Consider the following 12,566-nt stretch of genomic DNA (forward strand, 5'->3'; position numbering starts at 1 on the left):
GAGTTTTCGCTTTGTGTGCATAGCTCGCGGTCAGCGTTGCGTGCGGCTCGTCCGGGTCGTAAATTTACCCGCCTAAATGCTTGCCGGTTCGCGGCTTTTCAAGCCGGGCCAGAGTCAAAAAGGCTGCCGCTCCGTGATGACCGACCGCAGTGCCAACGGTTTTGCCAATCCAGAGCCTGCACCTGCCGGTGCGAGCGACATCGAACTCGCGACGCGGCGGCTGGCAGCGGCGCTCGATGCGCTTGAAAGTGCTGTGGAACGGCGGAGGGAGGCCGATCGAATCGACGACGACCTGGGCGCGCGGATTCAGGCGCTTGGCGCCGATCGTTCCCGTTTGGCCAACGAACTCGATGGAACGCTGGTGCGCTCCCGCGCGCTGGAGCGGACCAATCGAGAGATCGCGGAACGCCTCGACGTCGCCATCGACACCATCCGCTCGGTGATTGATTCGGGAGAATCCCCATGAGCCACATCAACGTCACCATCAACGGCCGGCAATATCGCATGGCCTGCGAGGCCGGGCAGGAAAGCCGGCTGCTGCGGCTGGCGGAAAGCCTGGAGGCCCGTATCGCCAGTCTGCGCGGCAAGTTTGGCGAGATCGGCGACGGGCGTCTGACCGTGATGGCCGCGCTGACGGTTGCCGATGAACTGGTGGACGCCGGGCAGCGTATCCGCGCCCTCGAGGAAGAATTGAACGCCTTGCGCGACGTCCGCGTGGTCGCGGCGGACCGTGCCCGGGCCACGCAATCGGCCGTAGCCAATGCGCTGAATTCGGCGTCGGACCGGATAGAAAAGATGACACAGGCGCTGAATCGCCCGGCCCGCAACGGTATCGCCATTGGCTGACGATTGATGGCAGCCGCTGGCGCTCCGCCGTGATCGTGACTACATTGGTCAGGCGAGGCTGCGTCGCGCGTCAGAAGCCATATATCCCCGGGGCCTTATCGATCCTTTAGGGAACTGTCCCTGGCCGGGTCCGTGGACCCGATCACATGGTGCCCACCTACTTTCGTAGGTGCTCCGGGATCGAGTGCTTCAACGGCCATCGTGGCTTCGCACTTTCTTTTTCGCCTCCGCCCCCTTTCGCGTAGGAGAGGTGACAAGGACTCCCGGCGGTGGATGGAAATCGGTTCCTCGCAAATCTGAAAGACGATTTTCGGCGCGGCGCTCTCGCGCAGCGAGACGCGTTGAGCGTCGAAGCGCGCGCGGATGCCGCGGCTGCAATTGCACGGGCCTCGCTGCCGGTGGAGTTGCCGGCGACCGTTGCAGGCTATTCTCCGATCAACAGTGAACTCGATCCGTATCCATTGATGCATGCGCTTGCGGCCAGAGGCGCCATGCTGGCGCTGCCGGTCATCATCGCGCGCAATCAGGCGCTGATCTTTCGTGCATGGCAGCCTGACGAAGGCCTCGTGCGCGGGCCATTTGGAATTTTTCAGCCATCATCCGACGCGGATGAGGTTGATCCGGACATCGTGCTGGTGCCGCTCGCAGCCTTCGATCGCGCCGGTCATCGGATTGGCTATGGGCGTGGCTATTACGACCGCACCCTGCAGGACCTGCGTACCATCAAGAAAATAACCGTCATCGGCGTCGCGTTTGCAGTGCAGGAAATCGAGACGGTGCCGCGGCTTCCACACGACGAGCAGCTCGATTGTGTGCTAACGGAACGCGAACTGATCGATCTGCGGAGTTTATGAATTGCGTATCCTGTTTGTCGGCGACGTGGTGGGACGAAGCGGCCGGGTGGCCGTGAACGAGACTCTTCCGGGCCTGATCCGCGACTGGAAACTCGATCTGGTCGTCGTGAACGGCGAGAATGCCGCGGGTGGCTTCGGCATCACCGAAGCAATTTATCATGAATTGCTGGAGGCCGGCGCGGACGCCGTCACACTTGGCAATCATTCGTGGGATCAGCGTGAGGCGCTGGTGTTCATCGAGCGTGCGCCGCGTCTGATCCGTCCGGCGAATTTTCCGCCGGGCACACCCGGCCGCGGCGCAGCGCTGATCGACACCAGGAACGGCAAGCGCGCATTGATCATCAACGGGATCGGCCGCGTCTTCATGCAGCCGTTCGACGATCCTTTCGCGATCATCGACCGCGAACTGAATGTGTGTCCGCTAGGCGAGGTCGCCGATGCGGTCGTTGTCGACTTTCACGGCGAGGCGTCGAGCGAAAAACAGGCGATCGGCTATTTCTGCGACGGCCGCGCCAGTCTCGTGGTCGGCACGCACACCCATGTCCCGACGTCGGATCACCGCATCCTTCCCTCAGGTACGGCGTATATGACCGACGCGGGCATGACGGGAGATTATGAATCCATCATCGGGATGCAGCGCGATGAGCCGCTTGGGCGCTTTCAGCGCGGTTATCCGGCGGGACGCTTCGAGCCTGCGGAAGGTGCCGCGACCTTGAGCGGCGTCGCGGTCGAGACGGATGACACGACCGGCCTTGCAACGCGTGTGGCGGCTGTGCGGATCGGCCCATTGCTCGAACGTGCCGTGCCGGATTTTTGGTAGCGTTCGTCATTGCGAGCGACGCGAAGCAACCCAGAGTGCCGGAAAGGGCTGGATTGCTTCGTCGCTGACGCTCCTCGCAATGACGTTGCGGGATTTTGTTCCTTAGAGCTCAGCTCAAATCTTATACGCCGTTCTGAAGCCGCCCCAGTGGCGGCCTTTGACTCGGATCGGCACATCGATCTCGCGCATCATGATGGTGGTGCCGTTCCCCATGTCACGGGCATAGCTCTGGATCAGATACGAACGGATGTTGCGGCCCGCGGCGAGTCCAGCGGGATCGTTGAAAATGCGCCGGTTGCGCGCGTTTGCAGTGTTCCAGGCGGTGTCGCCTGGGCGTTGCCGTTGCGAGTAGATCTTGTTGTGAACCGGCAGATAGCCGTTGCGGTCGATGACGGCGCAGAAGGCTGCCCGCGCATCTCGTGCGAGCATTGCTTCCTGGATCTCAGGCAGTGCGCGATCGGCCCAGTCGAGGAAGCGTGTGCGGTACTGCACCGGATCGGTACCTTCGATCTTGACGTAGTTTTCGTCGAACAGATCCTCGAGTGTGATATCGCCCTTTGCGACGGCATTCTCGAAAAGCTTCGTGATGGCATCGCCGGCTTCCATCGCCCGCGTCACGAACTCGGTGTTCTCGTCGTGAATGCTCCAGACCTTGTCTTCGATCCTGTCTTTGAGCGCTGCACGGGGCGACACGAATTCCGCCTGCGCGCCGCCGGCGGTCTGTCCGGTCACACGGATGCTGCACACACCGATATCTTCCAGCGTTGCCTTCAGCACCTGATGCGAGGGGATTGAGGCCGCGCCCGCTCCGCCGATCAGGAGGCCATCGACAGAAATCTCGAACACCTCCGCCTTGATCGGAGCGGGGCCGCTCTCGATCTCGATCTGAAGACGGCAAGGCATGCGTTCCGCCTTGCGCTCTTCGTTTTCGTTCTGGCGCAACAGGACCGCGCAGCGCGTTTTCAGCTTTTCGGCAAACATCGTCACGGCCTTGCCGGCCTGCGCGACGCTCTCGCCGTGGGCTTCGGCCTCCCTGGCTGCGTTGTCGATCTCGGCGCTGCTGGTGCCGACCGAGGCGATGAACTGCGATGCAGATGCCGCGTTCTGCGTGATCTCGCCGGTGGTTTCGTTCTGCTCGGCCATCGCACCGTTGACGTGCGCGAACACCGGCTTGATCGCGTCGATAGCGGCGGAGATACGGTGCACCGCGTCGAACGACGTTGCGGCATCCAGTTGCAAGGCGTCGATCTTGGTCTTGATTTCCTCGGTCGCGTTCTGGGTCTGGACGGCGAGCGCCTTGACCTCGGAGGCGACGACCGCGAATCCGCGGCCCGCGGAACCGGCGCGAGCGGCCTCGATGGTGGAATTCAGCGCGAGCAGCGTGGTCTGCTTGGCGATGGTCGCGATCAGGTTAACGACATTGCCGATTGCTGCGGACGATTCGCGCAGCCGGTCGACATTGAGGCTGGCTTCGCGCGCCGCGGCGCTGGCTTCATCGGCGAGTTTGCTGGCGTCGCGGACCTGCGTGCCAATGCCGTGTGCAGACTGGGTGAATTTTTCCGCCGCCTGCGAAAAGGTTTCTGCCGTGGCCTGTGCGCCGCTGGTGCGGTCGGTCAGGGCGTCGGCGCGGTGCCGGATCGCGGACAGGGTGGTTGCGGTGGATTGAGCGCCGCTGGCGACCGAATTCGCTGCGCGCTCGAGCTGGCGGATCATCGCCACCAGCTCAAGTTCCAGCAATTCAAGAATCTCGCGGGCCGAATCGTGATCGGAGGCCGCAACGGGCTCAGACGCCGTCACCGGCGCGTCGAGTGAAATATCCGGCTTGACCTGTTCTGGCAGCCGCTTCCGAAAAAGACCGAACGCCATGGAGGGGGCTCTAAAAACATGTGCAATAGGTAGGCATTATCGCACTCCGGCATGAAATCATGGTTAACTTTTGCCGCGGCCAAGGCGGCCTGGGCGTATCGCCGTACCGAAAATCGGGCGTTCCGCCTTTAAATTTGGCCGTTCCCGGAATATAACGCCGCCCCGCCGGGCCGTTGCGTTAACAATGCCCCGGAATCACGTAACGCATCGCCGAACACCCGAGAGATTACCGATGGCCGGTCATTCCCAATTCAAGAACATCATGCACCGCAAGGGCAAACAGGACGCCATGCGGTCCAAGATGTTCGGCAAGCTCGCGCGTGAAATCACTGTCGCGGCGAAGCTGGGAACCCCGGACCCGGCGATGAATCCCCGCCTGCGGCTGGCGATCACGGCGGCGCGTGCGGAAAATGTGCCCAAGGACAATATCGAGCGCGCCATCAAGAAGGCGCTCGGCAATGAGGGCGAGAACTACGATGAGATCCGCTACGAGGGCTACGGTCCTGGCGGCGTGGCGGTGATCGTCGAGGCGCTGACCGATAACCGTAATCGCGCCGCGTCCGACATCCGTTCCTACTTCACCAAGTCCGGCGGCAACCTCGGTGAAACCGGCTCGGTGTCCTTCATGTTCGATCGTGTCGGCGTGATCGAATACGACGCCAAGGTTGGGTCCGATGACGCCATGCTGGAAGCCGCGATCGAGGCCGGCGCCGACGATGTAGCGTCGAGCGCAGACGGCCATGAAGTCTTCGCGTCGCCGGAGACGTTCCGCGACGTGGCCAAGGCGCTGGAGGCGAAGTTCGGCGAAGCGCGCAAGGCCGCACTGGTGTGGAAGCCGCAGAACACCATCACGGTCGATGACGAGACCGGCGAGAAACTGTTCAAGCTGCTCGACCTCCTGAACGAGCATGATGACGTCCAGCACGTCTATGCGAATTTCGAAGTATCGGACGCCCTCGCGGCCAAAATGAGCGCGTAAGGCCGACAGGGCCCATCCCTGAAGATTTTTTCTTGACGCCGTCCCGCTGAAGGATCATGTCAGCCGCGGGGGTGCGATCGCTCGCGTTCGGCGCCTATCACTGGAAACCAATCAACTATGCCAAGCGACAGTCCACGTATTTCGCCGACAACGGTCCCAGTGGTCTAGCAGTCTGCTGAAAAACCTCGAAATAGAGAGTTTTCGTATTCTCGCCGGTCGTTCGGTCGTTGTTGGGGCGGCGCGGGTGGAGTTGGATGTAATTTTCTAGTCTGGTGTTGGGGTGTACCCTGACGCGGGGTGGCTAAGCGGCAAGCAGTTTGGGAATGCGGATCAGGTTATAGGCGATCAGATTGAGCAGGAAGTCGGCGGCGACGCGAGCGATGCCACGATGTTTGGTCTTGCGCATGGTCCCATGCTGCTTGCCCCATCCGAAGATGCACTCGACCATCGCCCGGCGTGATTGCGACATGCCATATCCTGGATGCCGCGTGGTTCGTTCGTCGATGGCGCTGTTGCGGTTCTTGCCGGTTTTGGTGACGGCCTGGTTCTGTGTCACATGCGGCGTCACGCCGATGGCGCGAAGATTGGCGACATGATCGGCCGTATCGTACGCCTTGTCCTCACCGGCCGTGATGCGGCGGCCTGCGGCTTTGCGTCTCGCCTTCAGCATGGTCTCCGAAGCCCGGCGTTCGGCGGTGCCATTGGCATGCGTGACCCTGCCGGCCACCGCCAGCCCATGCCGGTTCTCCATGGTGGCGTGGCCCATATAGCAAAGCTTGGCCTCCCGTCCGGCTGCCTTGCGATAAAGCCTGCTGTCCGGGTCGCTGGTGCTCGCATGGGTGTCGTTCTTGCGCTTCTGGCCGTGGAAGTTGGCGCCATCATCATCGTCGCCGCTACCGTCCTTGGGGCGAAAGCTTTTCTGCGAAGCCCAGGCTTCGATCAGCGTTCCGTCCACCGAAAAATGCTCGTCCGACAGCAGCGGCTTGACCTGCGGATGGTTCAGAAGCCTGGTCATGAACTTCGTGAACACATCGCCGTTCTGCAGCCGCTCCCGGTTCTTGGTGAAGGTGGTCGGGTCCCAGACCGGATCGTCCGGCGACAGTCCCACGAACCAGCGGTACAAAAGATTGTAGTCCAGTTGCTCCATCAACTGGCGTTCCGAGCGGATGCCGTAGAACACCTGCAGCAGCAAGGCGCTCAGCAATTGCTCCGGAGGGATCGAAGGACGTCCCTCGCTGGCGTAGAGCCTCCCAAGGCTGCGGTTCAAATCACTCAAAACATCCCGGACAAGTTCCCGCACCTTCCGCAGCGGATGGTTCGCCGGCACACGCTTATCCGGCGCGATGTACGAAAATAGGCCGCCCTGATCCGTAAACCTGCCCCGCATGATCATCTCTCCGCCGATTCGAGATGATAAAAGTGAATCATCAAGCCTCCTCCGTGGCGAGGGGGTTCTTCAGCAGACTGCTAGAGCGCTCCGGCTCACCGACCCTGCCGTTGCCGGCAGAACCCGAAGGTGAGCTATGACTGATACCCATGCGCATGAAGGCGCTTTCAACGCGGCTGTTCTGGCCGCGAGCTTGATCGGCGAGCACGCCGCCGACACCGTCGAAATTCTCAACAAACTCGAGCCGTCCGACGCTGCTGACGTTATGCGGCTGTTGCCGCGAGAGACCGCGATTGAAATTCTCGACAAGCCCGAACTGGATTTCGGCGCGGAGATCATCAAGGCGCTTCCCCGTCATGTTGCAGCGCCTCTACTCGCAGGGATGTCCGCCGACATGGCGGCGGACATCGTGCAGCGGCTCGAGGAGTCCGCGAAAACGGAGCTGCTGGCCGGGCTCGATGACGCGTCCCGCGGGGCGATCGTCGGCCTGCTAGCCTATCCGGAGAACACCGCCGGCGCGATGATGACGACGGAGTTTGTCAGCGTGCCCAGCAACTGGAACGTCGAACAGACGCTTCAGCATATTCGCAAGGTCGAGCGGACCCGCGAGACTGTTTATGCGATCTATCTGCTCGATCCCGTCACCCGGCGTCTCGTCGGCGCAGTGACCCTGCGCAGGCTGATCTCGGGTGAGCCATCGGCGAGCATTCTGACCCTCGCTCCAACCCACGCGCCGGTCACAACGCTTGCGCTGACCGATCGTGAGGAGGTGGCGCGTCTGATCACACGGCACGATCTGTTGGCAGTCCCGGTGATCGACAAGGCCGGGCATCTGCTCGGCATTGTCACGGTGGATGACATCATTGACGCCATCATCGAGGAGAGCACCGAGGACGTTCAGAAATTCGGCGGCATGTCCGCGACCGAAGAGCCGTACATGCAGATCGGGCTCCCGGGCATGATCCGCAAACGCGGCGGCTGGCTGTCCATCCTCTTTGTCAGCGAGATGCTGACGGCGAGCGTCATGCAGCATTTCGAGGGTGAGCTGGAAAAAGCCCTGGTGCTGACCCTCTTCATTCCCCTGATCATGAGTTCGGGCGGCAATTCGGGTTCTCAGGCGACCTCGCTGCTGATTCGGTCCCTCGCGCTGCGCGATGTGAAACTTGCAGACTGGTGGCGGGTGATGCTGCGCGAACTGCCAACCGGCCTGATTCTCGGGGGATTGCTCGGCGTCATCGGCATGGCGCGGGTCGTGATGTGGCAGAAGCTTGGTATCTATGACTACGGCGAGCACTGGGTGCTGGTGGGATTGACGGTGGCCGCAGCGCTGGTCGGCGTCGTGACCTTCGGTTCCGTGGCGGGATCAATGCTTCCGTTTGCCCTGCAAAGGGTAGGCTTCGATCCGGCCAGCGCGTCAGCACCTTTTGTGGCGACTCTCGTCGATGTCACCGGGCTGATGATCTATTTCAGCGCGGCGTTGCTGATCCTGCGCGGCACCTTGTTGTGACCCGGACGCCTGAACCGGATTCGAGTAGGATGCCGGCATGACATCGAGCGCGATTCGCATTCTCGGGATCGACCCCGGTCTCCGCCGGACCGGCTGGGGCGTGATCGACATCGACGGCAACCGGCTGATCTATGTCGGCTGCGGTTCGGTCGAATCCCGCGAAGCCGCGCCGCTGGCGGAGCGCCTGCTGGCGATCCATGAAGGGCTTGCCCGGGTGCTTGGCGACTTCAGGCCGCTGGAAGCCGCCGTGGAGCAGACGTTCGTCAACAGGGACGGGGCGTCGACCCTGAAGCTCGGCCAGGCACGGGGCGTTGCCATGCTGGCGCCAGCGATGTTCGGCATTTCGGTCGCGGAATATGCGCCCAACCAGGTGAAGAAGACCGTGGTCGGAGCGGGGCATGCCGACAAGAACCAGATCCGCGTCATGCTCGGCGTGCTGCTGCCGAAGGCCGATCCGAAAACACCGGATGCCGCCGATGCGCTGGCGATTGCAATCACCCATGCTCACCACCGCCAGAGCGCGATGCTGAAATTGAGAGTCGCCGGCGTATGATCGGAAAACTCAAAGGTCTGATCGATTCCTACGGCGAGGATTACGTGATCCTCGACGTGCAGGGCGTCGGCTATCAGGTGCATTGCTCGGCGCGGACCTTACAGGCGCTGCCGCAGCCCGGCGAAGCCGCTGTGCTGTCCATCGAAACCTATGTCCGCGAGGATCAGATCAAGCTGTTCGGCTTTCGCAGCGACATGGAGCGCGAATGGTTCCGGCTGCTGCAAACGGTTCAGGGTGTCGGGGCCAAAGTGGCGCTCGCAGTCCTCTCAACATTGCCGCCGTCCGATCTCGCCAATGCAATTGCGCTACGCGACAAGGCTGCGGTGGCGCGCACGCCCGGCGTCGGACCGAAAGTCGCGGAGCGCATCGTCACTGAGCTGAAAGACAAGACACCGGCCTTCGCAAACGTCGATCCTGCGGTGGTGCATCTGTCGGGTGCGCTCGACGACAACCGCGCGCCGCGTCCTGTCACCGACGCGATCTCCGCGCTGGTCAATCTCGGCTATGGCCAGCCACAGGCGGCCGCCGCCATTGCAGCAGCCTCGCGCAGCGCCGGCGAGAAGGCCGAGACCGCTCAGCTTATTCGGCTCGGGCTGAAGGAATTGTCGAAGTGACCGGCGCGCAGGGCGCAGTCGGGCGGGAAGGCCTCAAGCGCGCATTGCGCTTTCTCGGCATCGTTGCGATCTTCACGGTCGTAGGACCGCTAACGATCGCGGCGATCGTTTCTCTGCTGATTATCGCGTTAGGCGCGCCATTGTTGCAGCTATTGCTAGCTATCGCCGATCTCGATGCATTGCGCAGCGTCGCGTCATTTGCGGCATGGCTGCTGGCGGCGGTCGCTATTCTCGCGTCGTTTCTGCCGTCAGTCGCGGCGGGAATCATTTTCGCATGGACCGCGGTCTACGCAGACATCAATACGATCTGGATGGCGTGGCTCGCAGCGGGGATTGCCGCCGCAGGCTTCATCGTGTTCGGCATGTTCATCCACCCGAGCGAATCTTCCGCGCTGATCCTGCCGAGCGTGCAGTCGCCTGCGCAGGCGCTTTCGCTGTTCACCATGCTGGCCGTCCTCGCATTTCTTGCGGCCAGCTTCTGCTGGTGGCTTGCCGGTCCGCTGCATCGGGTTAAACATACGCCATGACTTCGCCCCGCATCGTCACCCCCGAGCGCCGCGCCGACGACATCGGCGACACCTCGCTGCGTCCGCAGAACCTGTCCGAGTTCGTCGGCCAGCAGCAGGCGCGCGCCAACCTTCAGATATTCATCGACGCTGCGCGCAAGCGCAGCGAAGCGCTCGACCACGTGCTGTTCGTCGGCCCACCAGGCCTCGGGAAGACCACGCTGGCGCAGATCGTTGCGCGCGAACTCGGCGTCGGCTTCCGCGCGACCTCAGGTCCGGTGATCGCCAAGGCCGGGGATCTCGCAGCGCTGCTGACCAATCTTGAAGAGCGTGACGTTCTGTTCATCGACGAAATCCATCGACTCAGTCCGGCCGTGGAGGAAGTGCTTTATCCGGCGATGGAGGACTTTCAGCTCGACCTCATCATCGGTGAAGGGCCGGCGGCGCGCTCGGTGAAGATCGACCTGGCGAAATTCACGCTGGTCGGCGCAACCACGCGCGCGGGATTGCTCACCAATCCTCTGCGCGATCGCTTCGGCATTCCGATCCGGCTGAATTTCTACACCGAAGAAGAACTGGAAAAGATCGTCACCCGTGGTGCGCGCGTGCTCAATATTGGCATGACGCCGGACGGCGCCAACGAGATAGCCCGCCGTGCGCGAGGCACACCGCGCATCGCGGGACGGCTGCTGCGGCGGGTGCGCGATTTCGCGTCGGCTGCGGATGCGAGCGCCATCGACCGCAAGATTGCGGACAACGCGCTCGGCGCGCTCGAGGTGGACAAGGCCGGTCTCGATGCGATGGACCGCCGCTATCTGACAACCATCGCGATGAACTACGGCGGGGGACCGGTCGGGGTCGAGACCATGGCGGCAGCACTCTCCGAGCCGCGCGACGCCATCGAGGACATCATCGAGCCGTTCCTGATCCAATGCGGCTATCTGCAGCGTACGCCGCGCGGGCGGCTCCTGACCTCCCATGCCTTCCGGCATCTCGGTCTGGCCGAGCCGTCGCGCGATCCGTCGCAGTTCGGGCTGTTCGGGGGAGGCGAGAGCGACGGGGAACCGTAATTCCGCTTCAATTTACAGCCATGGATGGGGTGCATCACGATTAACCATTCATGATTTCTCGCCGACATTTTCTCCGTTTCATCGCCGGGCTTGGCGCTTTTGGCGCTTCGACCACGGCCTATGGATTCGGCGTCGAGCCGGCCCGCCTACGGGTCACGCACTATACCATTGCGCCGCCGCAATGGCCGACAGATTTCAATCTCAAGATCGCAGTCATTACAGACCTTCATGCCTGCGATCCGTGGATGTCGCTCGATCGCATTCAGGGCATCGTCGATCGCACCAACCGTCTCAAAGCTGATGTCATTGTGCTGCTGGGCGACTACGTCGCCGGGCATCGGCAGGTGACGCGCTACATTCCCGCGGATGAATGGGCACCTGTGTTGAGCGGTCTGAAAGCGCCGCTCGGCGTGCATGCGATCCTCGGCAATCACGACTGGTGGGAGGACAAGGCGATCCAGCGCGCGGGCGAAGGTCACACGGTTGCGCGGCGCGCGCTCGAGGCCGCCGGTATCCCGGTTTACGAGAATGATGCGCAGCGCCTGACCAAGGACGGCCGCCCGTTCTGGCTGGCGGGTCTTGGGGATCAACTGGCGTATCTGCCCGCACGGCGCTTCCGGCCCGTTAGCCGCATCGGCGTCGACGATCTCTCGGCGACTCTGGCGAAGGTCAAAGACGATGCGCCGGTGATCCTTCTGGCTCATGAACCGGACGTAGCGGTGCGGGTGCCCGCTCGCGTCGCTCTGCAATTGAGCGGTCATACCCACGGCGGTCAGGTCAGACTGTTCGGCTGGTCGCCGGTGGTGCCTACCCGTTACGCCAGCAAATTCGCCTATGGTCACAGCCGCGAGAAATGCGACGTGATCGTCTCCGGCGGTCTGGGCTGCAGCATCATGCCCTTCCGCTTCGGAGTTCCTCCCGAAATCGTCATGGTGACGCTGGGCGGGTCTGCTTCCGGCGCGGCATAGCGGCTTGCGCGGGCCGGGCAATTTGCGCAAAACGGTGACCATGACAATTCATCTCGACGGATCGATCCGCGACGGCAAGCACGTCATGCAGGTGCGTGTCTATTACGAAGACACCGATTTCACCGGCATCGTTTATCACGCCAACTATCTGCGCTTCATGGAGCGCGGCCGCACCAACTATCTGCGGTTGCTCGGCGCGGATCAGCATGCGTTGTTCGCGGAAGCGCAGAACGAGGCGCCGGGGTTCGCCTTCGTGGTTCGCTCGATGCAGATCGAATATCTCAAGCCGGCCCGCATGGACGATGTGCTCGATGTCGTCACAGTGCCCGCCGACATTCGGGGTGCATCGATCACGCTGGCGCAGGAGGTCCGCCGCGGCGAAGACGTGCTTGTCGAGGCGCGGGTCAAGGTCGCGTTCGTCTCCGGCGGCCGCGCGCGGCCGATCCCCAAAGCGCTGCGCATCGCCATGAAGGCTGATCAGGACGCGGCCTAGCGTCATTGCGAGCGAAGCGGAACAATCCAGAATTGCAAACAAGAACTGGATTGCTTCGTCGCAAGTGCTCATCGCAATGACGGCTTGTATCGGCTGATCAGCA

Annotated in this window: 14 protein-coding genes and 1 other RNA gene; 13 read left to right on the forward strand and 2 right to left on the reverse strand. The window is 62.5% G+C overall.

Annotated features, from left to right (window positions below; all coding sequences use genetic code 11):
* Positions 1-136: 136 nt before the first annotated feature.
* The 5 genes from BN32_RS01310 to BN32_RS01325 all read left to right on the forward strand — a co-directional run bounded on the left by BN32_RS01310 (position 137) and on the right by BN32_RS01325 (position 2,520).
* On the forward strand, positions 137-466 hold the full coding sequence (locus tag BN32_RS01310) for a DUF4164 domain-containing protein (RefSeq protein ID WP_040425823.1): 330 nt from the start codon (positions 137-139) through the stop codon (positions 464-466).
* A complete protein-coding gene (locus BN32_RS01315) occupies positions 463-846 on the forward strand; it encodes a cell division protein ZapA (protein ID WP_019195440.1) in 384 nt (127 codons plus the stop codon). The genes BN32_RS01310 and BN32_RS01315 overlap by 4 nt, the downstream gene beginning before the upstream one ends.
* Before the next feature lie 52 nt (positions 847-898).
* A non-coding RNA gene (gene ssrS, locus BN32_RS25880) (6S RNA) lies at positions 899-1,058 on the forward strand.
* A 57-nt stretch (positions 1,059-1,115) separates the two neighbouring features.
* Positions 1,116-1,700, forward strand: a complete 585-nt coding sequence (locus BN32_RS01320; RefSeq protein WP_019195441.1) for a 5-formyltetrahydrofolate cyclo-ligase — start codon at positions 1,116-1,118, stop codon at positions 1,698-1,700.
* Between the two features lies 1 nt (position 1,701).
* Positions 1,702-2,520 carry a TIGR00282 family metallophosphoesterase gene (locus tag BN32_RS01325; RefSeq protein WP_019195442.1) on the forward strand — a complete coding sequence of 273 codons (819 nt, stop codon included), beginning with the start codon at positions 1,702-1,704 and terminating at the stop codon, positions 2,518-2,520.
* 114 nt (positions 2,521-2,634) lie between these two features.
* Here the strand turns inward: BN32_RS01325 and BN32_RS01330 are convergent, their stop codons facing one another.
* Positions 2,635-4,386, reverse strand: coding sequence for a methyl-accepting chemotaxis protein (locus BN32_RS01330; protein ID WP_019195443.1), 1,752 nt, complete (start codon positions 4,384-4,386; stop codon positions 2,635-2,637).
* Positions 4,387-4,618: 232 nt separating this feature from the next.
* On the opposite strand from BN32_RS01330, the gene BN32_RS01335 reads away from it, so the two are divergent.
* Positions 4,619-5,365, forward strand: coding sequence for a YebC/PmpR family DNA-binding transcriptional regulator (locus BN32_RS01335; protein ID WP_019195444.1), 747 nt, complete (start codon positions 4,619-4,621; stop codon positions 5,363-5,365).
* A 301-nt stretch (positions 5,366-5,666) separates the two neighbouring features.
* Here the strand turns inward: BN32_RS01335 and BN32_RS01340 are convergent, their stop codons facing one another.
* Positions 5,667-6,752 (reverse strand): IS5 family transposase, encoded by a 1,086-nt coding sequence (locus BN32_RS01340; RefSeq protein WP_040425825.1) that lies wholly within the window; start codon positions 6,750-6,752, stop codon positions 5,667-5,669.
* A 136-nt stretch (positions 6,753-6,888) separates the two neighbouring features.
* Between BN32_RS01340 and mgtE the strand changes: the two genes are divergently transcribed.
* The 7 genes from mgtE to ybgC are packed head-to-tail and all read left to right on the forward strand — an operon-like array spanning position 6,889 to position 12,463.
* A complete protein-coding gene (gene mgtE, locus BN32_RS01345; protein ID WP_019195445.1) occupies positions 6,889-8,259 on the forward strand; it encodes a magnesium transporter in 1,371 nt (456 codons plus the stop codon).
* A gap of 37 nt (positions 8,260-8,296) precedes the next feature.
* On the forward strand, positions 8,297-8,812 hold the full coding sequence (gene ruvC / locus BN32_RS01350) for a crossover junction endodeoxyribonuclease RuvC (RefSeq protein WP_019195446.1): 516 nt from the start codon (positions 8,297-8,299) through the stop codon (positions 8,810-8,812).
* A complete protein-coding gene (ruvA, locus tag BN32_RS01355) occupies positions 8,809-9,426 on the forward strand; it encodes a Holliday junction branch migration protein RuvA (protein WP_019195447.1) in 618 nt (205 codons plus the stop codon). The genes ruvC and ruvA overlap by 4 nt, the downstream gene beginning before the upstream one ends.
* Positions 9,423-9,953 (forward strand): hypothetical protein, encoded by a 531-nt coding sequence (locus BN32_RS01360; RefSeq protein ID WP_019195448.1) that lies wholly within the window; start codon positions 9,423-9,425, stop codon positions 9,951-9,953. Before ruvA ends, BN32_RS01360 begins: the two co-directional genes overlap by 4 nt.
* Positions 9,950-11,002, forward strand: a complete 1,053-nt coding sequence (gene ruvB, locus BN32_RS01365) for a Holliday junction branch migration DNA helicase RuvB (protein ID WP_019195449.1) — start codon at positions 9,950-9,952, stop codon at positions 11,000-11,002. Before BN32_RS01360 ends, ruvB begins: the two co-directional genes overlap by 4 nt.
* 50 nt (positions 11,003-11,052) lie before the next feature.
* The gene (locus tag BN32_RS01370) at positions 11,053-11,970 is read left to right on the forward strand and encodes a metallophosphoesterase (protein ID WP_019195450.1); all 918 of its coding nucleotides are present in this window, start codon (positions 11,053-11,055) and stop codon (positions 11,968-11,970) included.
* 40 nt (positions 11,971-12,010) lie between these two features.
* Positions 12,011-12,463, forward strand: a complete 453-nt coding sequence (gene ybgC, locus BN32_RS01375) for a tol-pal system-associated acyl-CoA thioesterase (RefSeq protein WP_019195451.1) — start codon at positions 12,011-12,013, stop codon at positions 12,461-12,463.
* The last annotated feature ends 103 nt before the right edge of the window (positions 12,464-12,566 follow it).

This window comes from Afipia birgiae 34632 (assembly GCF_000308295.2).
GTDB lineage: Bacteria > Pseudomonadota > Alphaproteobacteria > Rhizobiales > Xanthobacteraceae > Afipia > Afipia birgiae.